Annotated in this window: 20 protein-coding genes and 1 tRNA gene; 10 read left to right on the top strand and 11 right to left on the bottom strand. The window is 73.6% G+C overall.

Features of this window, described 5'->3' with window-relative positions; all coding sequences use genetic code 11:
• Window positions 1-110 precede the first annotated feature (110 nt).
• Window positions 111-183: transfer RNA gene (locus QC282_RS18940), tRNA-Thr, on the top strand.
• A gap of 41 nt (window positions 184-224) precedes the next feature.
• Here QC282_RS18940 and QC282_RS18935 read toward each other — a convergent pair.
• The 5 genes from QC282_RS18935 to QC282_RS18915 form a co-directional block, all read right to left on the bottom strand.
• Window positions 225-704, bottom strand: a complete 480-nt coding sequence (locus QC282_RS18935) for a GNAT family N-acetyltransferase (RefSeq protein ID WP_279550663.1) — start codon at window positions 702-704, stop codon at window positions 225-227.
• The gene (locus QC282_RS18930) at window positions 701-1,663 is read right to left on the bottom strand and encodes an aminoglycoside phosphotransferase family protein (RefSeq protein WP_279550662.1); all 963 of its coding nucleotides are present in this window, start codon (window positions 1,661-1,663) and stop codon (window positions 701-703) included. Before QC282_RS18930 ends, QC282_RS18935 begins: the two co-directional genes overlap by 4 nt.
• Before the next feature lie 121 nt (window positions 1,664-1,784).
• On the bottom strand, window positions 1,785-3,287 hold the full coding sequence (locus tag QC282_RS18925; protein WP_279550660.1) for an MFS transporter: 1,503 nt from the start codon (window positions 3,285-3,287) through the stop codon (window positions 1,785-1,787).
• A gap of 56 nt (window positions 3,288-3,343) precedes the next feature.
• Window positions 3,344-4,324 carry a zinc-binding dehydrogenase gene (locus tag QC282_RS18920; protein WP_279550658.1) on the bottom strand — a complete coding sequence of 327 codons (981 nt, stop codon included), beginning with the start codon at window positions 4,322-4,324 and terminating at the stop codon, window positions 3,344-3,346.
• Between the two features lie 74 nt (window positions 4,325-4,398).
• A complete protein-coding gene (locus QC282_RS18915) occupies window positions 4,399-5,568 on the bottom strand; it encodes an NAD(P)-binding protein (RefSeq protein ID WP_279550657.1) in 1,170 nt (389 codons plus the stop codon).
• A gap of 159 nt (window positions 5,569-5,727) precedes the next feature.
• On the opposite strand from QC282_RS18915, the gene QC282_RS18910 reads away from it, so the two are divergent.
• Window positions 5,728-6,417 carry a pentapeptide repeat-containing protein gene (locus tag QC282_RS18910; protein WP_279550656.1) on the top strand — a complete coding sequence of 230 codons (690 nt, stop codon included), beginning with the start codon at window positions 5,728-5,730 and terminating at the stop codon, window positions 6,415-6,417.
• A gap of 176 nt (window positions 6,418-6,593) precedes the next feature.
• Here the strand turns inward: QC282_RS18910 and QC282_RS18905 are convergent, their stop codons facing one another.
• A complete protein-coding gene (locus QC282_RS18905) occupies window positions 6,594-7,094 on the bottom strand; it encodes a hypothetical protein (RefSeq protein WP_279550766.1) in 501 nt (166 codons plus the stop codon).
• Between the two features lie 100 nt (window positions 7,095-7,194).
• On the opposite strand from QC282_RS18905, the gene QC282_RS18900 reads away from it, so the two are divergent.
• Both QC282_RS18900 and QC282_RS18895 read left to right on the top strand, forming a co-directional pair.
• A complete protein-coding gene (locus QC282_RS18900; protein WP_279550655.1) occupies window positions 7,195-7,764 on the top strand; it encodes a heme-binding protein in 570 nt (189 codons plus the stop codon).
• Window positions 7,765-7,825: 61 nt separating this feature from the next.
• Window positions 7,826-9,217, top strand: a complete 1,392-nt coding sequence (locus tag QC282_RS18895) for a M1 family metallopeptidase (protein ID WP_279550654.1) — start codon at window positions 7,826-7,828, stop codon at window positions 9,215-9,217.
• A gap of 145 nt (window positions 9,218-9,362) precedes the next feature.
• Here the strand turns inward: QC282_RS18895 and QC282_RS18890 are convergent, their stop codons facing one another.
• Entirely contained in the window at window positions 9,363-9,938 is a 576-nt protein-coding gene (locus tag QC282_RS18890) for a TerD family protein (RefSeq protein WP_279550653.1), read from the bottom strand.
• Window positions 9,939-10,128: 190 nt separating this feature from the next.
• Between QC282_RS18890 and arfB the strand changes: the two genes are divergently transcribed.
• Window positions 10,129-10,566 carry an alternative ribosome rescue aminoacyl-tRNA hydrolase ArfB gene (gene arfB / locus QC282_RS18885; RefSeq protein WP_279550652.1) on the top strand — a complete coding sequence of 146 codons (438 nt, stop codon included), beginning with the start codon at window positions 10,129-10,131 and terminating at the stop codon, window positions 10,564-10,566.
• Between the two features lie 27 nt (window positions 10,567-10,593).
• Here arfB and QC282_RS18880 read toward each other — a convergent pair whose 3' ends face one another.
• Window positions 10,594-11,157, bottom strand: coding sequence for a flavin reductase family protein (locus tag QC282_RS18880; protein WP_279550765.1), 564 nt, complete (start codon window positions 11,155-11,157; stop codon window positions 10,594-10,596).
• Window positions 11,158-11,524: 367 nt separating this feature from the next.
• Between QC282_RS18880 and cdgB the strand changes: the two genes are divergently transcribed.
• Both cdgB and QC282_RS18870 read left to right on the top strand, forming a co-directional pair.
• Window positions 11,525-13,183, top strand: coding sequence for a diguanylate cyclase CdgB (cdgB, locus tag QC282_RS18875; protein ID WP_279550651.1), 1,659 nt, complete (start codon window positions 11,525-11,527; stop codon window positions 13,181-13,183).
• Window positions 13,184-13,304: 121 nt separating this feature from the next.
• A complete protein-coding gene (locus QC282_RS18870; RefSeq protein ID WP_279550650.1) occupies window positions 13,305-14,249 on the top strand; it encodes a carbohydrate-binding protein in 945 nt (314 codons plus the stop codon).
• Window positions 14,250-14,317: 68 nt separating this feature from the next.
• Here the strand turns inward: QC282_RS18870 and QC282_RS18865 are convergent, their stop codons facing one another.
• The 3 genes from QC282_RS18865 to QC282_RS18855 all read right to left on the bottom strand — a co-directional run bounded on the left by QC282_RS18865 (window position 14,318) and on the right by QC282_RS18855 (window position 17,544).
• Window positions 14,318-15,247, bottom strand: coding sequence for a 1-phosphofructokinase family hexose kinase (locus QC282_RS18865; protein ID WP_279550649.1), 930 nt, complete (start codon window positions 15,245-15,247; stop codon window positions 14,318-14,320).
• A gap of 117 nt (window positions 15,248-15,364) precedes the next feature.
• On the bottom strand, window positions 15,365-16,600 hold the full coding sequence (gene nagA / locus QC282_RS18860) for an N-acetylglucosamine-6-phosphate deacetylase (protein ID WP_279550648.1): 1,236 nt from the start codon (window positions 16,598-16,600) through the stop codon (window positions 15,365-15,367).
• Entirely contained in the window at window positions 16,600-17,544 is a 945-nt protein-coding gene (locus QC282_RS18855) for an ROK family protein (RefSeq protein ID WP_279550647.1), read from the bottom strand. Before QC282_RS18855 ends, nagA begins: the two co-directional genes overlap by 1 nt.
• Window positions 17,545-17,702: 158 nt before the next feature.
• On the opposite strand from QC282_RS18855, the gene QC282_RS18850 reads away from it, so the two are divergent.
• The 3 genes from QC282_RS18850 (at window position 17,703) to otsB (ending at window position 20,263) form a co-directional block, all read left to right on the top strand.
• A complete protein-coding gene (locus QC282_RS18850) occupies window positions 17,703-18,917 on the top strand; it encodes an extracellular solute-binding protein (RefSeq protein ID WP_279550764.1) in 1,215 nt (404 codons plus the stop codon).
• A 227-nt stretch (window positions 18,918-19,144) separates the two neighbouring features.
• Window positions 19,145-19,366 carry a DUF3263 domain-containing protein gene (locus QC282_RS18845; RefSeq protein ID WP_279550646.1) on the top strand — a complete coding sequence of 74 codons (222 nt, stop codon included), beginning with the start codon at window positions 19,145-19,147 and terminating at the stop codon, window positions 19,364-19,366.
• 27 nt (window positions 19,367-19,393) lie between these two features.
• Window positions 19,394-20,263, top strand: coding sequence for a trehalose-phosphatase (gene otsB / locus QC282_RS18840; protein ID WP_279550645.1), 870 nt, complete (start codon window positions 19,394-19,396; stop codon window positions 20,261-20,263).
• The last annotated feature ends 69 nt before the right edge of the window (window positions 20,264-20,332 follow it).

Below are 20,332 nucleotides of genomic sequence, written 5' to 3'. Positions count from 1 at the left end.
GGCGTCGAAACGGCCTCCGCGACCGCGCAAGGGGAACTTCGTGGCTGCGGGAAACGGGCTCTGTGTACAGTGGAGCAGCCTCAGTGCAGGGCCGCGCCGCCCCGCACGGCGCCTCCTTAGCTCAGCTGGTAGAGCACCGCTCTTGTAAAGCGAAGGTCGTCGGTTCGAGTCCGACAGGGGGCTCGCGCACGGCCCGGGCCGGATGTCCTCCGGCCCGGGCTTTCTCATGCCCGCTCGCCGAGCGCGGTGAGGGCGTCGTCGGTCAGCCGGTAGACCGTCCACTCGTCCTGGGGGCGGGCGCCGAGGGACTCGTAGAAGGCGATGGACGGGGCGTTCCAGTTCAGGACCGACCACTCCAGGCGCTGGTAGCCGCGCTCGACGCAGATGCGGGCCAGCTCGGTCAGCAGGGCCCTGCCGTGGCCGGCGCCGCGGGCCTCGGGGCGGACGTAGAGGTCCTCCAGGTAGATGCCGTGCACGCCGCGCCAGGTGGAGAAGTTCAGGAACCACAGCGCGAAGCCGACGGGCGCGCCGGTGCGGTCGTCCTCGGCGAGGTGGGCGTAGGCGGCCGGGCGGTCGCCGAAGAGGGCCTCGTGGAGCTGTTCCGGCGTGGCCTTCGCCTCGTGCGGGGCCTTCTCGTACTCGGCGAGCTCGCGGATCAGGGCGTGGATGACGGGGACGTCGGCGGGGGTCGCGGTGCGGATCATGTGGGCAGGCTAGGGCCTGTGGGCCGGATCGGTCCCGCGGGCCCCGGCCCGACCGGCGGACGGGGCCCGGCCGGGCCGTGGTCGCGCAGGCTGCCGGCGATGTCCAGGTGCTCCAGCTCCGGGGGGCGGCCCCCCTCGATGTCCCAGAGGCAGTTCTGCAGGACGCGGGCGAGGGTCCAGGCGCGGGCCCGGGCCCGGTCCAGGCCGAGGGCGTCGGTCATCGCGTCGAAGCGCCAGCGGGTCTCGGCCGGGTCGTAGCGGTTGCGGAGGGCCGGGAGGAGTTCGAAACCGGGGTCGCCGGACAGGGGCTTGGGGTCGATGGCCAGCCACGGGGCGCGGTCGGCGGCCAGGACGTTGTCGTAGTGCAGGTCCCAGTGCAGGAGGCGGTCGCCGGGCTCGGTGACGACCTCGCGCAGGGCGGCGGCGCAGTCCGCGAGCAGGCGCCGGTGCCGCGGGTCGGGGACGCGGTCCAGGGCCCGGGGCGTCCGGTCGAGCATCGCGTACGCGATGTCGCCCAGGCGGCGCAGGGACGCGGGCGCCGGGGTGGCGGTGAGGCGGGCGAGCAGACCGGCGACGACGAGGACGGCCGCGCGGCTGTCGGGGACGCGGCCGAGGCCGCGGGTGTGGTCCAGGCGCTCCAGCAGCAGGGTGCCGGTTGGCTCGTCGTGGCCGAGGAGGCGGACCGCTCCGTCGCCGTCCCACCGGCGCAGGGCGGTCGGCTCGCCCGCTGTCTCGGCGTCGACGAGTTGCAGCTTGAGGACGGCGGGCGTGTCGTCGGCGCGGCGTACGACGGGCAGGACCAGGGCGCACACGCCGTGCAGGCAGGGGCCGTCCAGGCGCAGGTCCCAGCGGTCGAGGAACGCGGCGGCCAGGCCGGGCAGGCGGGCGGCGAAGTCCCGGCCCGCCGTGCCGTTGAACCTCTCCAGCGAGGCCGCGAGGTGTTCCGGGACGTCGATCACCGTAGGGACGTTAGCGGCGCGGGCGGTGCCGGGCACGCCGTTTTCCGGGCGGGTGAGGAGGGGGGAGCGAGGCGGGGAGGGGCCGCACGGATCGGATCGACGGCCCCTCTCCGCGTCCCCCTCAGGCCACCGATTCCGGCACCGGCGCATCGGCCGGGCTGCCGTGTCCCGGGGCCCTGGCGGTCACCATCAGGCCCGCGACGAGGCCGGCCAGCAGCATGATGCCGGCGGCCCACCAGATGGCGACGGTGTAGCCGTGGACGACTCCCTCCCGCACGACCAGCTCGCGTTGCGCGGGGTCGGTGAGGTGGGACGTGACGTAGCCGGCGCCGCTGGTCGTGGCGATGGTGTTGAGCAGGGCCGTGCCGATGGAACCGCCGACCTGCTGCGAGGTGTTGACGGTCGCGGAGGTGACGCCGGAGTCCTGCGGGGCGACGCCCGCGGTCGCGGTGGCGAAGACCGGCATGAAGGTGAGGCCCATGCCGAGGCCCATGAGGATCAGGGCGGGCAGGATCTCCGACGCGTACGACGAGTGCGTGGTGATCCGCGTCAGCGCCAGCATGCCGGCGGCGGCGGAGATCATGCCGGGGACCATCAGCATGCGCGGCTGGACGTGTTGCAGCAGCCGGGCGGAGATCTGGGTGGAGCCGACGATGATGGCGGCCGTGAGCGGCAGGAAGGCGAACCCGGTGCGCATGGGCGAGTAGCCGAGGACGACCTGGAGGTAGTAGGTCATGAAGAGGAACATGCCGAACATGCCGACGACGGCGAGCGCCATGGTGAGGAAGCAGCCGGCGCGGTTGCGGTCCTTGAGGACGTGCAGCGGCAGCAGCGGTCCTGGCGCGCGGTTCTGCCACCACACGAAGACCGCGAGGAGGACGACGCCGGCGGCGAACAGCGCCAGGACGTACGGGTCGGTCCAGCCGCGGGGCTCGGCCTCGCTGAAGCCGTAGACGAGGGCGACGAGTCCGCCGCAGCCGAGCAGGACGCCGGGCACGTCGAGGCGGGCTCCGGCGTGGCCGGGGCGGTCGTGCAGCAGGACGAGGGCGCCGGCGACGGCGACGATCGCGATGGGCACGTTGACGTACAGGCACCAGCGCCAGCTCAGGTACTCGGTGAGCACGCCGCCGACGACGAAGCCGATCGCGGAGCCGCTGCCGGCGAGGGCGCCGTAGACGCCGAAGGCCTTGCCGCGTTCCCTGGGGTCGGTGAAGGTCGTCGTCAGCAGGGACAGGGCGGAGGGCGCGAGCAGCGCGGCGAACACGCCCTGGAGGGCGCGGGCGCCGAAGAGCATGGCGGAGTTGGTGGCGGCGCCGCCGAGCGCGGAGACGACGGCGAAGCCGATGAGCCCGATGACGAAGGTGCGTTTGCGGCCGACGAGGTCGGCGACGCGCCCGCCGAGCAGCAGGAGCCCGCCGAAGGCGACGGAATAGGCGGTGATGACCCACTGCCGGTCGCCGTCGGAGATGTCCAGCGCCCGCTGCGCGGAGGGGAGCGCGATGTTCACGATGGTCGCGTCGAGGACGACCATCAGCTGGGCGAGCGCGATGAACACAAGGCCCCACCAGCGGCGCGGATCGGCCTCCACCGGAGGCTGCGGTGCACCTGTCCGGGTGACACTCATCTGGCCAGAAGACCACGAATCGGGGCGTATCGCATCCTAGTGCGACGTGCCCCTGGTCATGGCTCCAGGACCACCTTCCCGGTCGTCTCCCGGTTCTCCAGGGCGCGGTGCGCGGCGGCCGCCTCGGCGAGCGGGAAGCGCTGCACGGCCGGGGTGAGCCGGCCCTCGGCGGCCTCGGTGAGGGCGCGCAGGTCCAGGGTGCGCACCGGGTCGGGGCCGCCCGCCCGCCGCATCATCGCCGGGCCGAGGACCTGCTCGGAGACGCCGTCGACGAGGTGGGGTCCGCCGCCCCTGATGCCCTCGGCGGACCAGCCGAAGACGAGGTGCCTGCCGCCGGGCCCGAGGAGGGCGACGGCCTCGCGGGCCACGTCGCCGCCCACGCCGTCGAAGACGACCGTGGCCGGGGTGCCGCCGAGGTGGGCGCGGACCTTGGCGGGCCAGTCCGGGTCCCGGTAGTCGACGGCGAGGTCGGCGCCGTTCGCCGCGACGCGGGCGACCTTCTCGGGGCCCCCGGCCAGGCCGATCACGGTGGCGCCGGCGTTCTTGGCGTACTGCACGAGCAGGGTGCCGATGCCGCCGGCGGCGGCCGGGACGACGGCCACGGTGCCCAGGCCCGGCTCGGCGAACCGCACGATGCCCATCGCCGTACGGCCCGTGCCGATCATGGCGACCGCCGCGGCGAAGTCGAGCCGCTCGGGGATCTCGTGCAGGCGGCCGGCATCGGTGACGGCCAGTTCGGCGTAGCCGCCGGGCGCGAAGCCGAGGTGGGCGACGACGCGCCTGCCGAGCCAGTGGGCGTCGACGCCCCCGCCGAGCGCGTCGACCACGCCCGCGACCTCGCGGCCGGGGACGGTGGGCAGGGCGGGCCGCTCGGGGAGAGGGCCCCGCTCGCCCTCGCGCAGGGCGGTGTCGAGGAGGTGGACGCCGGCCGCAGCGACCGCGATCCGGGCCTGGCCGGGGCCCGGCCGGGGGTCCTCGACCTGCTCGAAGGTGAGGTTCTCGGCCGGTCCGAAGGCGTGCAGGCGGATGGCGTGCATGTGGGCCCCCCAAGGAGAGTGCTGTGGTCGGTGGCGGTGCCCGCCGTGGCCGGCACGGGGCCCACTCTTCGACCTCAAGCATGCTTGAGGTCAAGGGCTTGCCTGCCCTGGTGACCGAGCGCCAGCGACACCGCCGTGAGGGCGCTGTTGAAGGAGACCTCCGACAGCACGCCGGGCGCGGCGACCTGGTCGCCGGCGAGGTACACACCGTCGCCCCGGTCCACGGCCGGCCGGTCCCGCCAGCTCGTGCCCGGCAGGTCCACGGCTCCCGTACGGCCGTTCGCCACGGCCTCCCGCCGCCACGTCACGCGCCCGCGCCAGCCCGGGAAGCCGAGGTCGAGCAGCTGCTCGGCGCGGGCGATGCCGTCGGCCTTCGTCTCGCGCGGGCCGATCGGGATCTGCCCCTGGACGAGCTGTTCGCCGGCCGGCGCGAGCGTGCGGTCCTGCGCCGTGAACCGCTCGATCCAGCCCGGCGCGTCCAGGTCGGACACGACGAAGGCGTCGCCGCGCCGCGTCCGCACCGCCAGGTCGATCAGCGCGGTACGGCCACTGGTCCAGGTCAGGGAGTCGTCCTTCAGCAGCCGGCGGGCGGCGTCCAGCGAGGTGGCGACGACGACCGGGGTGTCCGTCGGGAGCGTGTCGACGCGGGCCAGGGTCTCCATCCGGACGCCCAGGTTCCAGGCGCGGGTGGCCATGCGCTCGACGACGTTGCCCCAGCCGCCGCGCGGATAGTGCGCCTCCGGCGGCAGCCTGGTGGCCCGCCGCAGCCGCTCCTGCACGAACGCCGCCGACAGCGCGCCGGGGTCGTGATGGAACAGGGCGACCGCCGAGTAGTGCGCGGCGGCCCGGGCGCCCTCCTCACCAGCGATGCCGGTCGCCCAGGTCAGGAAGTCGACGTCGACGGGCGCCTGCGCCAGCCCCGGGCGCAGCAGCTTCAGCAGGGCGAACGGCGGCGTGCGGCGCAGCACGCCCCGGTACCGCAGGCGCAGCCGGGCGGCCTCCAGCGGCGGGAGCGGGGCCAGCGGGCCGATCAGGTCGCGCTGCCTGAGCCACGCCCAGTGCGGGCCGCCGTTGTAGAGGGCGTGCGGGCCCTCGTTGGTCCGGTACGGGCCCTCGGCGGTGCGCGCCCGGCCGCCCAGGGTGTGGTGGGCCTCGTACACGGTGACCTTGGCGCCCGCCTCGGCGGCGGTGATGGCCGCGGTGAGCCCGGCGAAGCCGCCGCCGATGACGGTGATGCGGTGCATGTCGGGGGTCTCCCTCTGGTCGCGTCTGCGGGCCCTGCACACGGGTCCGGCCTTCACCGACTAGACAGACGCGGCGGCCGGAATGTGACATCGGCGCGCGCAGCGGCGGGTTTTCGCAGGTCGGCGCGATTGTCAGTGGCGGGGTGCAGCATGGGGTTCATGGCGAGGAGAGCGATGGGCGGGCGGCCCGGCAACGGTACGGGGGTGCGGGCGGCGCGGCGCCCGGAGCTGCGGCTGCCACCACTGGCGCCGTACGGGGGAGCGGGGCTTGAGCCCGACGGGGACTACGACGGGCTGGAGTTCGGTGAGGCGGATCTCGCCGGGCAGGACGGCGCGGGGGCCCGCTTCATGGACTGCGCGCTGACGGGCTGCGCCCTGGACGAGACGCGGCTGCCGCGCGCCCGCTTCCTCGACTCCCGCCTCACCGGCGTACGGGGCGTCGGCACCGACCTCGCCGAGGCCACCCTGCGCGACGTGGAGCTCGTCGACGCCCGGCTCGGGGGCACGCAGGCGCACGGCGCCGTGCTGGAGCGGGTGGTGGTCCGGGGCGGCAAGCTCGACTTCCTGAACCTGCGCACGGCCCGCCTCAAGGACGTCGTGTTCGAAAGCTGCGTCCTGATCGAGCCGGACTTCGGGGGCGCCCGTCTGGAGCGCGTCGAGTTCGTGGACTGCGCGCTGAAGGGCGCCGACCTCCACGCGGCGACCCTGACGGACGTTGACCTGCGCGGGGTCGCCTCGCTGGAGATCGCCCGGGGGGTGGACCGGTTGGCGGGTGCGGTGATCAGTCCGGCGCAACTGATCGACCTGGCGGGGGAGTTGGCGGTGACGCTGGGCATCCGGGTGGAGTGACGGGGCGCCGGGGTCCCGAGGGCCGGGCCACCGGGAGGCTGGGGCGCCGGGAGCCGGTCCTCGCGGATGCCGGTCCGCGCGGATGCCGGACCTCCGCGACGACAGCCCCGTGGGGCGACAGCGTCGTGGGACGACAGACCCGTGGGGTGACAGACCCGTGGGGTGACGCGAGGCGCTCAGGGCAGCCGGGGAAAGCGGGCCTGAAGCGTCCAGATCGCCGGGTTCTCGGCCAGGGCCTCGTGCAGATCGCACAGGTCGGCGATCAGGTCGTGCAGGAAGTCCCGCGCCTCGCGGCGGAGTTCGGCGTGGGGGAAGGTCAGCGGCGGTTCCTCGGCCGGCATCCAGTCGGCCTCGACGTCCACCCAGCCGAACCGGCGCTCGAACAGCATGCGGTCGGTGGACTCGGTGAAGTCCAGCTCGGCGCGCTGAGGGCGGGAGGCGCGGGAGCCCGCCGGGTCCTGGTCGATCCGCTCAACGATGTCGCACAGCGCCCACGCGAAGTCCAGCACCGGCACCCATCCCCAGGTTGTGGACAGCTCGCGGTCCGACTCCGTGTCGGCGAGGTAGACGTCACCGCAGAACAGGTCGTGGCGCAGCGCGCGGACGTCCGCGCGCCGGTAGTCGGTCTGCGGGGGGTCCGGGAACCGGTTGGAGAGGGCATAGCCGATGTCGAGCACGAGGGCGATGGTGTCACGGCACACCGGCGTCACCGCGCCGCCCCCGCTCACCCCCACCACAGGACGGCCCGCCCGCCGTCCCTCCGAGGAGTTCACCGCCATGCACGCCATGCCCCGGAACAAGCTCTCCCGCCGTGCCCGCATCGCCACCGCCGGTGCCGCCCTCACCGCCGCCGTCGCCGTCACGGCGCTCGGCGCGGTGTCCGCGAACGCCTCCGCCCCCGCCGGGGCTCCGGCCGCCGCCCCCGTAGCGGCGGCCGGCACCACCACGACCTCCGCCCACCTGACCATCGACGCCGCGACCGAGGCCGCGCAGGCCGCGCTGGACGCCGCCGAGAAGGAGAACCAGCGCGTCACCGTCGCCGTCGTCGACCGCAACGGCAACACCCTCGTCACCCTGCGCGGCGACGGCGCCGGCCCGCAGTCGTACGAGTCCGCCGAGCGCAAGGCGTACACCGCCGTCTCCTGGAACGCCCCCACCTCCCAGCTCGCCGAGCGCCTGGCGCAGGCCCCGAACCTGAAGGACATCCCCGGCACCCTGTTCCTCGCCGGCGGCGTCCCGGTCACCGCGAAGAACGCCCCGATCGCGGGCATCGGCGTCGCGGGTGCCCCGTCCGGCGCGCTGGACGAGAAGTTCGCGGCGGCGGGAGCGGCGGCGCTGGCCCGCTGACGCCGGGGCCCAACCCCGTTCGCGGAGCCGGAATCACCTCGTACCCCCATAAGATCACCGCGTGCGCATCGCCCGTCCCCTCGCCGTCAGTGCCGTCACCGTCGTCGCCGCTGCCCTCACCGCGTGCGGCGGCGGTGTCGACGGCACGCCCGGCGGCTCCGGCGTGCGCGACCCGTACTTCCCGAAGGCGGGCAACGGCGGCTACGACGTCACCCACTACGGCCTGCGCCTGTCCTACGACCCCGGCCGGCACCACCTCACCGGCACGGCGACGATCACCGCCCGCGCCACCCGGGACCTGTCCGCCCTCGCCCTCGACCTGAAGGGCCTGGACGTCGCGGAGGTCACCGTCGACGGCGACAGGGCCCGCTGGAACCGGGCGGGCCAGGACCTCACCGTCCGCCCGGCCGACGACCTGGCGGGCGGCGAGTCCTTCCGCGTGACGGTCCGTTACGCGGGCGCACCCGAGACGATCACCGACCCGGACGGTTCCGAGGAGGGCTGGCTGCGCACCCGGCGCGGCGCGCTGGCGCTGGGCGAGCCGACGGGCTCGATGGCCTGGTTCCCCGGCAACCACCACCCCTCCGACAAGGCGACGTACGACATCGAGGTCACCGTCCCCGAGGACCTGCGGGCCGAGTCCAACGGGGAGTTGACGCGGCAGCGCACCGCGCGCGGCCGCACCACCTTCACCTGGCGCACCGCCGAACCCATGGCGAGCCACGTCGCCACGCTCGCGATCGGCGACTACGAGGTGACCCGCTCCCGCACGCGCTCCGGGCTGCCGGTCCACACGGCCGTCGACCCGGACCGCGTCCGGTCCAGCCGCCCGGTGCTGGCGCGGATCCCCGAGATCATCACCTGGGCGGAACGGAACTTCGGCCCGTACCCCTTCTCCTCCACCGGCGCGATCGTCGCCCGCGAGGAGGACGCCGGATACGCCCTGGAGACGCAGAACCGCCCCGTCTTCCCCGGCACCCCCGACCTCACGACCCTCGTGCACGAGCTGGCCCACCAGTGGTACGGCAACTCCGTCTCGCCGAAGACCTGGCGGGACATGTGGCTGAACGAGGGCTTCGCCACGTACGCGGAGTGGCTGTGGCGCGAGGACCACGGCGGCGACAGCGCGCAGGAGACCTTCGACGCGTTCTACGCCGGCGGGAGCGCCGACCCGGAGATCTGGGCGTTCCCGCCCGCCCGGCCGACGGACGCCGCGCACATCTCGGGCGCTCCGGTGTACGTGCGGGGCGCGATGGTCCTGCACCGGATCCGCCGGACGGTCGGCGACGCCGCCTTCCGCGACCTCCTGCGCGGCTGGGCCGGGAAGCACCGGCACGGCAACGCGGACACGGCCGACTTCACCGCGTACGTGGAACAGCGGGCGCCCGGCAAGGACTTCACGGCCGTCTGGGAGGACTGGCTGTACGGCGAGGGGAAGCCGGACCTCTCCTGAGGACCGCCGCACGCCGGCGCCGGAATGTCACGGTGGGGTGTGAGGGGAAGGGGCTCCGGGATCACGCGGGAAAGGTGCCCCGGGGAAGCGCGGAGCCCCCGGGCGGTTGTCCGCGGCCGGGGGCTCCACCAGGTTCAGCGCTGGATCAGACGTTCACACCGAAGTCCTGGGCGATGCCCACGAGGCCCGAGGCGTAGCCCTGGCCGACCGCGCGGAACTTCCACTCGGCGCCGCTGCGGTAGAGCTCGCCGAAGACCATGGCCGTTTCGGTGGCCGCGTCCTCCGACAGGTCGTAACGGGCGATCTCCGCGCCGCCGGCCTGGTTGACGATCCGGATGTAGGCGTTGCGGACCTGGCCGAAGTTCTGGCTGCGGTTCTCGGCGTCGTAGATGGAGACCGGGAAGACGATCTTGTCGATGTCGGCCGGGAGGCCGGCCAGGTTGACGTTGATCGCCTCGTCGTCGCCGGCGCCCTCGCCCGTGCGGTTGTCGCCGGTGTGGACGATGGTGCTGTCCGGCGTCTGCTTGTTGTTGAAGAACACGAAGTGGGCGTCCGAGTAGACCTTGCCCTGCGCGTTCACCGCGATCGCGGAGGCGTCGAGGTCGAAGTCGGTACCGGTGGTGGTGCGGACGTCCCAGCCGAGGCCCACGGTGACGGCGGTCAGGCCCGGAGCTTCCTTGGTGAGCGAGACGTTGCCGCCCTTGGACAGGCTTACAGCCATTGTTCGGGAGTCCCTTCCCTCGTTGCGTACGCGATGCGTCGTAGCTTCGTACGCCTGCTGATTGCGTACGGCACGAAGCTACAGCTACCTCTATGAACGCCGCGGGGGGTACCGAAGGTTCCGGGCGGCTTTACCTTTTTTACCCGCCGTCCCGAAAAGGGGGTGACGTGGACCGGACAGGGACGGGAACATGGACGGCATGTCCGGTCCTCACGTCATCCGCGGCTCCGTCTCCCTCCCGGAGGCCGAGCTGGTGTGGCGTTTCTCGCGGTCGTCCGGGCCGGGCGGACAGCACGTCAACACCACCGACACGGCGGTGGAACTCCGCTTCGACCTCGCGAAGACGCAGGCGCTGCCCGAGGTGTGGAAGCAGCGGGCCCTGGAGCGGCTGGCCGGGCGCCTGACCGACGGCGTCGTCACCGTCCGCGCCTGCGAGCACCGCTCCCAGTGGCGCAACCGCGAGACGGCGGCCGTACGGCTGGCGTCGCTGCTCGCGGAGGCCACGGCGCCGCCGCCCCGGCCGCGCAGGCCCACCCGCATCCCGCGGGGCATCAACGAGCGGCGGCTGCGGGAGAAGAAGCAGCGCTCGGAGACCAAGCGGGGCCGCTCCCCGAAGAACTGGTCGTAGCCGCCCCGGCGCGCGGGCCGGGGCGGGTCAGCCCAGATGCCGGTAGCGCCCCCGGAAGTACAGCAGCGGGCCGCCCTCCGCGCTCGGGATGTGGGCCGTCAGCACCCGGCCGACCACCAGGGTGTGGTCGCCGGCCACGACGCGCTGCTCCGTGCGGCACTCCAGGGTGGCCAGGGCGCCGCCGACCAGGGGCGCGCCGGTCAGCTCGCCGCGTACGTAGGGGATGTCCTCGAACAGCAGGCGGTCGCTGAGGCGGCCCTTCATCGCGAAGCGGCCCGCGATGTGGCGCTGGCTCTCGGCGAGGACGGAGACCGCCCACTGCGGCTGTTCGTCGAGCAGGTCGTCCATGCGGGAGCCCACGCGGAGGCTGACCAGCACCAGCGGCGGGTCCAGGGACACCGACATGAACGCGGTCGCCGTCATGCCGACGTCCTCGGCGTCCGGCGCCTGCGGATCGCCGGCGTCGAGCGGCGGCTCCTGCGCGGTCACCAGGACCACGCCCGCCGCGAGCCGGGACATGGCGGCGCGGAACTCGTCGTTGGTCACCCCCTCAGCATGCCCGGAGCCGGGCGCGGGGATCATCGGGGACATGGCGGGAGAAGTCTTCGGCACACCTGAAACGCTAGTCTCCGCCCCGTACGCCCCGCATCGGGCCCCCGCCCGATCCGGGACCTGGTCCGGAGGGCGGAGCCGTGCCGGCGGGCGGGACGCGGGCGGCGGAAAAACGCCGAAAACGTCACCTCGCGCGCATAAATGCGTTCAGTAAACGGACAGGAGAATCGCTGGAACCCCACTCAATTGTTCATCTTTGCCTGTGACTTGAGTCACAGGAGCCGGGAATTGTTGACCCTGTGTACCGAGTGGGCAGCGCGCTGTGATTCAGTGGCGGGGAAGCTGCCAGTTCGATACGCCGAAGAGAACCCTTGATTCGCTGCGAGGTCTCGGGGGGAGGGCGAGCATGGAGACCGAGTCGGAGCCGTATGTCCGCCTTGCGTCCCTGCGACAGCTGCACCGGGTCATGGCCGAAATGAACACGGCGCGCAGCCTGGCGGACACGCTGCAGACCGTCGCCGACGGCGCGGTCGGCGCCCTCGGGTACGAGCTGGCGTGCGTCAACCTCGTCCGGCCCGACGGCGACCTCGTCGTCGCCGCCTTCGCCGGGAACCCCGCCGCCGAGGCCCTCATCACCGGCCGCGTCGGCTCCCGCGAGTCCTGGGACCGCCGCCTCGCGATGGGCGAGCAGTGGGGCAGCCTGGTGTTCATACCGCACACCGAGGGCTGGGTCCTCGACGACGACGACGTCCCCCAGTGGTACACCGACGGCCCCGCCCCGCGCTTCGAGGACGAGTGGCACCCGGCCGACCGCCTCTTCGCCCCGATGTACGCGCCCGGCCCCGGCGGCTCCAGCGGCGAACTCCTCGGCGTCCTCTCCGTCGACCGGCCGCGCAACGGGCGGCGGCCCGGCGCCTGGGGCCGCGAGGCCCTCCAGATGTACACATTCCAGGCCGCCATCGCCATCAGCAACGCCCGGCTGCGCTCCAACATGCAGCGCGCCCTCGTCCGGCTGGAACGCGAACAGCAGGCCCTGCGCGCCAGCGAGGAGAGCTTCCGGCAGGCCTTCGAGTACGCGCCCTCCGGCATGGCCATCGCCGAGATGGGCGGCGAACAGCACGGCCGCATCCTGCGCACCAACGACGCCCTGTGCCGGCTGCTCGGCCGCCCCGCCTCCGCGATGCGCCGCTACGCCTTCTCCGACCTCGTCCACCCCGAGGACATCGGCACCCTGCTGCGGACCTCCGCCGAGGGCGGCCGGGCCGAGCTGCGCCTCGGCCGCCGCGACGGCACCTACGTCTGGGTGTCGCTGCGCAACTCCGTGGTCGCCGACGCCGCCGACGGGCCCCGCTTCCTGCTCACCCACGTCGAGGACATCGAGGAACGCAAGCGCCGCGAGCTCCAACTCGCCCACCGCGCCTCCCACGACTCCCTGACCGGCCTGCCCAACTCGGCCGAGCTGCGCGCCCGGCTCGCCGCCCGGCTCTGCCAGCGCCCGCAGTCGCTGCACTCCGCCACGGCCGACTCCATCGACGCGGCCTACGGCCACCCCGCCGTCCACGACACCCCGAGTCACGGCTTCGACTACGGGCCGGCCGCGGAGACGTACGACGCCTACGACCACCACGTGCACACCGTCGCCCCCGAGAGCGACCCCGACGACGGCGCCAAAGGGCTCGCGGTCCTCTTCTGCGACCTCGACGGCTTCAAGTCCATCAACGACCGGTTCGGGCACAACGCGGGCGACGCCGTCCTCATCGAGGTCGCCCGGCGACTGTCACGCGGCGTGCGCGACGGTGACACGGTCGCGCGGCTCGGGGGTGACGAATTCGTCATTCTCGCCAACGGGCTCGGCCGGGCCGACGCGCAGGACCTCGCCGTGCGGCTGCGCAACGAGATCATCCAGCCCATCCGGGCGGAGGGCCGGGCGGTGCGCGTGGGCGCCAGTTTCGGCATCGGATGGGCACACTGCGGCATGACGGCGGACGAAGTGTTGAAGTCTGCTGACGAGCGGATGTACGTCGAGAAAAGATCTCGTCCCAAACAACATCGCCGCGCCGGCTGACCCGCAGCTCAGCGAGCCGATGCGATCCGGGTCACCCGTTTGGGGCATCCAGAGCGGGTAGGCTCGCCCCTCTACGACTCGTATCGCATCCGCACCGCACCTGTTTTGAGGAGACCAAGGGATGACGCCCGGCAACAACGGCGCGAGCACGCCCGAGGACGACGACCCGTTCGGCTACCTGTACGCCGACGGTCAGGCCAACGGAGCCCAGCCGCCGTCCGGTGGGTACGGCTACCCGAACTCGGTCAACCGGGTGCGTCCGGTCGGCACACGTCAGTACGGCCAGCACGCGCCGGCCGGCGCCCCCGTACCGCAGCAGCAGGGCGCCTACGGCAGGCCCAACACGCACTACGCCGCGCCGGAGACCTTCCCGGGCGGCGCCCCCACCGCGCAGCACCCGTCGCCCGGCGTCGGGGCCGGTGGCGGCGGCGGGCGTGGCCGCGGGCCCAACACCAAGGGCCTGCTGATCGGCGCGATCGCGGTCGTCGCCGCCGTCGTGATCGGCATCGGCATCGCCATGTCCACCAGCGAGGGCGACGACGACAAGGCCGACGGCGGGGCGACGACGGCCCCGACCGCGCAGCAGAGCGCGAAGCCGAGCGAGACGGCGAGCAAGGGGGCCGAGGACGAGGTCGAGCTGCCGGCGATCGACGCGAAGGCGCTGCGGCTGGACGGCGGCGCCGCGACGGCGTCGGACGTCGAGGGCGCCGAGTCCGACGGCGGCATCTACGTGACGAACCTCAACCAGCCCGGCTCCACGGTCACCTGGACCGTCAACGGCATCCCCGAGGACGGCCTCTACACGCTGTTCACCCGGTACAGCACCGCCGACGACGACCAGGCCATGACGCTCACCGTCAACGGCAAGCCGTTCGGCAGCAAGCTCAACATGAGCAACTTCGCCGGCGCCAAGGACGGCGACTTCGCCAAGGGCTGGACCCAGACCTTCGCCTGGCCGACCCTCAGCAAGGGCACCAACACCATCTCCCTGTCCTGCCAGGACGGCGACAAGTGCAACGTCCTGCTGGACCAGATGTGGCTGAAGGCGGGCAAGGTCAAGAAGTAGGCCGCGGACACGGCCTACGCCGCGGACACGGCCTACGCCGCGGACACGGCCTACGCCGCGGACACGGCCTACGCCGCGCTCGCCTCCGTCGTCACCGCCACGCGGGGCAGCAGGTCCTCGTACGCCCGCCGGTCGAACTCGCCCGCCGTCGGCGCCAGCACCGTCGCCGCCGACAGGGCCACCGCGCGGGTCAGGCGGTCAGGCCAGGACAGGCCCTCTGCGAGACCCGACAGCAGGCCCGCGCAGGCCGAGTCGCCGGCGCCCGTCGGATTGCCGCGGACCCGGGCCGGCGGGGCCGCCCGCCAGCGGCCCTCGGGAGTGAGCGCGAGCAGGCCCTCGGCGCCCAGGGACGCGACCACCGTGCGCGCACCGCGGCGCCGGGCGTCCTGCGTGGCCCGCAGCGGCTCGTGGGAGCCGGTCAGCTCGGCCAGCTCCTCCGCGTTCGGCTTCACGAGGTCCGGCCGGGCCGCGACGCCCCGGCGCAACGGCTCCCCGCTGGTGTCCAGCAGGACCGGGACGCCCGCCGCCCTGGCGGTGCGGACCAGACCGGCGTACGCGCCGACCGGCACGCCCGGCGGCAGGCTGCCGCACAGGGCCACGGCCGACGCCGACGCCAGGAGACGTTCGTACGTCTTGAGGAAGGCGGACCACTCGGCGGGTGAGACGGGCGGGCCCGGCTCGTTGAGCTGCGTCGTGTCGCCCGTCGCCGCGTCCACCACGGCGATGGTGCGCCGCGTCGGCCCGGCGACCGGCACCAGCTCGTCCACCACGTCCGCCGCCTCGGCCAGCAGGTCCCGCACCGCGCGCCCGGTGGCGCCGCCCGCGAAACCGGTGGCCGTCACCCGGTGCCCGAGGGCCGCGAGGACCCGGGCCACGTTCAGACCCTTGCCGCCGGGACGTTCCGTCACGTCCGTGACCCGGTGGGAGGCGTGCGGAGTGAGGGCCGGGACCCGGTAGGTGATGTCGAGAGCGGTGTTCAGCGTGACCGTCAGGATCACCTGGGCCGACCTCCCCCGCGTGCGTGCCGTTGCCGTTTTCCGAGGCCACGATCATGCCAAAGACCCGGCTGTCCTCCCAGCCCCCGGTCCGCGACCGCTCCCGTACTCCGGGACGTATCAGCCCAGTTGGGGATCCACCACCCATTCGCCCCGGCGCATCACGCCCGCCACCTCGAAGGCGTCGTCCAGCAGCACCAGGTCGGCGTCCTTGCCGGGCTCCAGGGAACCGATCCGGTCGGCGAGGCCGAGCAGACGGGCCGGGTTCGCGCAGAGCGCGGCCACCGCGTGCTCCACCGGCAGCCTGTCCACCGTCACCGCCCGCTTGAACGCGCGGTCCAGCGTCAGCGTCGAGCCCGCGATCGAGCCGCCCTCCACCAGCCGGGCCACGCCGTCGGCCACCTCGACCTCCAGCGGGCCGAGCATGTAGCGGCCGTCACCGAAGCCCGCCGCGTCCATCGCGTCCGTGATGAACGCGACCCGGTCCGCTCCCGCGTGGTGGAAGGCCAGCTGGAGCGCCGCCGGGTGCAGATGCGTCCCGTCGTTGATCAGCTCGACCGTGACCCGCTCGTCCTCCAGGAGGGCGGCGATCGGGCCGGGGGCGCGGTGCCCGAGCACCGGCATCGCGTTGAACAGGTGCGTGGCGACCGTCGCGCCCGCCTCGATCGCCTCGACCGTCTGCTCGTACGTCGCGTCCGTGTGCCCGACCGCAGCGATCACGCCGTGCTCGGCGAGCAGCCGTACGGAGTCGACGCCGCCCGGCAGTTCGGTGGCGAGGGTGACCATGCGGGCCTGCCCGCGCGCCGCGTCGATCAGCTTGCGCACCTCCGCCGGGTCCGGGTCGCGCAGCAGGTCCTCGGAGTGGGCGCCCTTGCGGCACGGCGAGATGAACGGGCCCTCGAAGTGGATGCCGGCGATGTCGCCCTGCTCGGCCAGCTCCGACAGCATGCCCGCGCGCTGCGCGAGGAAGTCCATGTCGCCGGTGACCGTGGAGGCGACGAGCGTGGTGGTGCCGTGCAGCCGGTGCGTGCGGATACCCCTGAGGACCTCCTCGACCGTCCCGGAGGTGAAGGACGCTCCGCCGCCGCCGTGGTTGTGGATGTCGACGAAGCCGGGGACCAGCCAGTGACCGGACACGTCGACGACCCGGGCGTGTTCGGGGGCCGCGGCGGCGATGCGGGTGCCGTCGACGACCACCCGGCCGTCCTCGACCGTTCCGGTGGGCAGGACCACGCGGGCACCGGCGAGGACCGTGGGGGTTCCCGCCGTCGCCGGCTGCGGGTGGTCGGTGGCGGGTCGCGCGTCGCGGCTCCGCCGCGCGTCGGCGCTGTCCCGCGCCCCTGGGGCGTTGGCCATCAGGCGCTTACCTCCGTACGGTCGGTGTTGTCGAGGAGATCCCAGGCGAGGAGCCCGGCACCGAGGCAGCCGGCGGTGTCGCCCAGGGCTGCGGGGACGATCGACGGCAGCTTCTGGAAGGTGACGCGACGCCGGACGGCGTCCCGCAGGGGTGAGAACAAGGTTTCCCCCGCCTCGGCCAGGCCGCCACCGATGATCAGGGTGCGCGGATCCAGCAGGGTGAGCGCGGTGACCAGGCCGTCGGCGAGCGCGTCCACCGCGTCCTGCCAGACCCGCACCGCGCCCGGGTCGCCCGCCTCGACGGCCCGCGCGCAGTCCGCGGCGTCCGCGTCCGGGTCCCCGCAGGCCCCGGCCCACGCCTGGCTGACCGCCGCCGCCGACGCGAACCGCTCCAGGCAGCCGCGCTGACCGCACGGACAGGGCAGCCCGCCGGGCCGTACGACGACGTGGCCGATCTCGCCCGCGAAGCCGTGCGCGCCCGCCTCCACCCGGCCGTCCAGGCCGATCGCGCCCGCGATGCCGGTGCCCAGCGCCACGAACAGGAACCGGTCGGCGCCCCGGCCCGCGCCGACCCGGCCCTCGGCGAGGCCGCCGGTGCGCACGTCGTGCCCGAGCGCGACGGGCACGTCGCCGAGCCGCTCGGCGAGCAGCGCCCGCAGCGGTACGTCGCGCCAGCCGAGGTTGGCCGCGTACACGGCGACGCCGGTGTCGCCGTCCACGATGCCGGGGACGGCCACGCCGGCCGCGGACGCGGGCTCGCCGAGGTGCTCGGTGCCGTACGCGCGCAGTTCGGCGGCGAAGCCGAGAATGCCGTCCACGACCGCGTCGGGTCCGCGCTCTCGTCCGGTCGCCCGGCGGGCCCGGTGGAGCAGCTCGCCGTCCGCCCCGACCAGGGCGGCCTTCATCCCGGTGCCGCCCACGTCGAGGGCGATGACATGTCTCACGGGGACAGTGTGGCCCGACTACCCTCAAGAGGTCTAGTCCACTTACGTGGTGTAGACCTTATGGCCGGTTTCGAAAATTCTCGCCAACAGGTTCGGGAGCAGGACAAGTGCAGCGGCGGCGTAGGACAGCAACGATCGCGGTGGTGTCCGCACTGGGCATGACGGTGGTCCTCGGCGGCTGCGGACTCGGCGGCTCGGACGAGGTGACGCTGCGGCTCGTCGCCGCCGACTACGGGGACGACGCGGGCAGCAGCTCGCAGAAGTACTGGGACGAGCTGGTCAGCGCCTACGAGGCGAAGCACCCCGGGGTGACCGTCGACGTCAGCGTCCACTCCTGGAACGACGTCGACCGCAAGGTCAGGGAGATGGTCGACGCCGGCAAGGCGCCCGACATGGCGCAGATCGGCGCGTACGCCGACTACGCGGCGAAGGACCTGCTCTACCGGGCCGACGACGTGCTCTCCATACCCGTCCAGGCCAACTTCGTCTCGCAGTTGGCCACCGCGGGGCAGGTGTCGTCCGTGCAGTACGGGATGCCGTTCGCCTCCTCCACGCGGGTGCTGTTCTACAACAAGACCCTCTTCGCCCAGGCCGGGATCACCCCGCCCACCACGTGGGACGAGCTCGCCGCCGGCGCCGCGGCGCTCAAGGCCGAGGGCGTGAAGTACCCGTACGCGCTGCCCCTCGGGCCCGAGGAGGCGCAGGCCGAGACCATGCAGTGGATGCTCAGCGGCGGGGGCGGCTACACCGACACCGTCGGCAGCTACGGCATCGACTCCCCGCAGAACGTCGACACCTTCACCTGGCTCAAGGACGAACTCGTCGGCAAGGGGCTGACCGGGCCCGTCGCGCCCGGCGATCTCAACCGCGCCGACGCCTTCGCCGCGTTCACCGAGGGCGACGTCGGCATGCTCAACGGGCATCCCTCGCTGATGGAGGCCGCCGCGAAGAAGGGCGTGAAGTTCGGCATGGTGCCCACGCCCGGCGCCGAGGGCGAGAGCCGGGCCACGCTGGGCGTCGCCGACTGGATGACCGCGTTCAAGCAGAACGGTCACCAGGAGGAGATCGGCGACTTCCTCGACTTCGTGTACGAGGACGAGAACGTGCTCGACTTCTCCCGGCGGTACGACCTGCTGCCCGTCACCACCTCCGCGTTCGAGGTGATGAGCGGGTCCGAGCAGGACGCGGAGCTGCGGCCGTTCCTGGACGAGTTGCAGCTGTCCGAGATGTATCCCGTGGGGCAGACCTCCTGGGCCGAGGTCAGCGCGGCCGTGAAGAAGCAGATGGGGCGGGCCGTCGCCCCCGGCGGCAGTCCGGAGGACGTGCTCGGGCGGCTTCAGTCGTTGGCGATGCGGGCCGAGAGCGCGGAGTGACGGTGCGGCGGGTCGGTGGGTGGTGACGCCGGGGGTGACGCCGGGGGTGGCTGCGGGTGCGGTTGTGGGTGTGGGTGTGGGTGCGGGTGCGGGTGCGGGTGGGTGCGGTTGTGGTGGGATGCGGGTGCGCCTGAGGGTCTGAGTTTGGGTGCCTGCCCGTGGCTCGTTGCGGCTCGGGTTCAGGGGTGGTGCCGGTTCGCGGGCGCGTTCAGCGTTAGCGTTGTGGCATGGACAGGTCGTGGGAACAGGACATCCTCGCGCTGGAGCGTCGGGGGTTCTCCGGGCCCGGTGCGAAGGAGCGGGCCATACGGGAGGAGCTGGGGCTCGCGCCCGTGCGGTACTACCAGCTCCTCAACGCCCTGCTCGACGATCCCCGTGCGCTGGCCCTCGATCCCGTGACCGTGAACCGGCTCAGACGTGTGCGGGACGCTCGGCGCGCTGAGCGGTGACGGGGGTTGCCTGGATAGGGTCGCTCCATGGGCAGCTATACGGACGCCACGGAAACTGACCCCGCTCGGCCCCTGCCGACGCCTGCCACCGCGGCCGGGCGCAGCGGCCTCGACGCCATTCTCGACCGGCCGGACAAGGCCGTCGTCGCGCTCGACTTCGACGGGACGCTCGCGCCGATCGTCGCCGATCCGGAGCAGGCCCGGGCGCATCCCGGCGCGGTGCCGGTGCTGGCCGCGCTCGCGCCGAAGGTGGCCGCCGTCGCGGTGATCACCGGGCGGCCCGCGGAGGTCGCGGTGCGGTACGGCGGGTTCGCGGGGGTCGCCGGGCTGGAACGTCTGGTCGTGCTCGGGCACTACGGCGCCGAGCGCTGGGAGGCCGCGAGCGGGGAGCTCGTCGCGCCCGAGCCGTATCCCGGAGTCGCCGGGGCGCTGGGGGAGTTGCCGGGGCTGTTGGCGGGGCTGGGGGTGGCCGACGGTGCCTGGGTGGAGGAGAAGGGGCGCGCGGTGGCCGTTCACACGCGGCGGGCCGCCGATCCGCAGGCCGCGTTCGAGGTGTTGCGGGAGCCGTTGACGGACCTGGCGACGAGGCACGGGCTGATCGTGGAACCGGGGCGCATGGTGCTCGAGTTGCGGCCGCCGGGGGTGGACAAGGGGGTGGCGCTGGACGACTTCATGCGGTCGATCGGCGCGGAGTCGGTGCTCTACGGGGGTGACGACCTGGGGGATCTGCCGGCGTTCTCGGCCGTGGACCGGCTGCGTGCGGCGGGGACTCCGGGGTTGCTGGTGTGCAGTGGCAGCGACGAGGTGCCCGAGCTGCGGCGGCGGGCGGATGTGGTCGTGGACGGGCCGGAGGGTGTGGTCGGGTTGCTGGGGGCGTTGGCGGATCGTCTGGCGTGATGCCTCGGGTCGGCGTGGTCGGCGTGGTCGGCGTGGTGGGTGGAGGTGGTGGGTGGGTCGGGGGCGTGG

The sequence above is a fragment of the Streptomyces sp. DH24 genome (assembly GCF_029813775.1).
GTDB lineage: Bacteria > Actinomycetota > Actinomycetes > Streptomycetales > Streptomycetaceae > Streptomyces.
The sequence above is the reverse complement of the archived record's forward strand: the minus strand, read 5'-3'. Positions and strand labels throughout refer to the sequence as shown.

What these genes read in the sequence shown, in the direction of transcription:
- QC282_RS18850 (WP_279550764.1), top strand. Translation starts at nt 17,703, where the DNA reads ATGACGGTGGTCCTCGGCGGCTGCGGACTCGGCGGCTCGGACGAGGTG.
- QC282_RS18915 (WP_279550657.1), bottom strand. Translation starts at nt 5,568, where the DNA reads ATGCACCGCATCACCGTCATCGGCGGCGGCTTCGCCGGGCTCACCGCG.
- cdgB (WP_279550651.1), top strand. Translation starts at nt 11,525, where the DNA reads ATGGAGACCGAGTCGGAGCCGTATGTCCGCCTTGCGTCCCTGCGACAG.
- QC282_RS18925 (WP_279550660.1), bottom strand. Translation starts at nt 3,287, where the DNA reads ATGAGTGTCACCCGGACAGGTGCACCGCAGCCTCCGGTGGAGGCCGAT.
- QC282_RS18935 (WP_279550663.1), bottom strand. Translation starts at nt 704, where the DNA reads ATGATCCGCACCGCGACCCCCGCCGACGTCCCCGTCATCCACGCCCTG.
- QC282_RS18880 (WP_279550765.1), bottom strand. Translation starts at nt 11,157, where the DNA reads ATGTCCCCGATGATCCCCGCGCCCGGCTCCGGGCATGCTGAGGGGGTG.
- QC282_RS18900 (WP_279550655.1), top strand. Translation starts at nt 7,195, where the DNA reads ATGCACGCCATGCCCCGGAACAAGCTCTCCCGCCGTGCCCGCATCGCC.
- QC282_RS18910 (WP_279550656.1), top strand. Translation starts at nt 5,728, where the DNA reads ATGGCGAGGAGAGCGATGGGCGGGCGGCCCGGCAACGGTACGGGGGTG.
- otsB (WP_279550645.1), top strand. Translation starts at nt 19,394, where the DNA reads ATGGGCAGCTATACGGACGCCACGGAAACTGACCCCGCTCGGCCCCTG.
- arfB (WP_279550652.1), top strand. Translation starts at nt 10,129, where the DNA reads ATGGACGGCATGTCCGGTCCTCACGTCATCCGCGGCTCCGTCTCCCTC.
- QC282_RS18920 (WP_279550658.1), bottom strand. Translation starts at nt 4,324, where the DNA reads ATGCACGCCATCCGCCTGCACGCCTTCGGACCGGCCGAGAACCTCACC.
- QC282_RS18870 (WP_279550650.1), top strand. Translation starts at nt 13,305, where the DNA reads ATGACGCCCGGCAACAACGGCGCGAGCACGCCCGAGGACGACGACCCG.
- QC282_RS18890 (WP_279550653.1), bottom strand. Translation starts at nt 9,938, where the DNA reads ATGGCTGTAAGCCTGTCCAAGGGCGGCAACGTCTCGCTCACCAAGGAA.
- nagA (WP_279550648.1), bottom strand. Translation starts at nt 16,600, where the DNA reads ATGGCCAACGCCCCAGGGGCGCGGGACAGCGCCGACGCGCGGCGGAGC.
- QC282_RS18845 (WP_279550646.1), top strand. Translation starts at nt 19,145, where the DNA reads ATGGACAGGTCGTGGGAACAGGACATCCTCGCGCTGGAGCGTCGGGGG.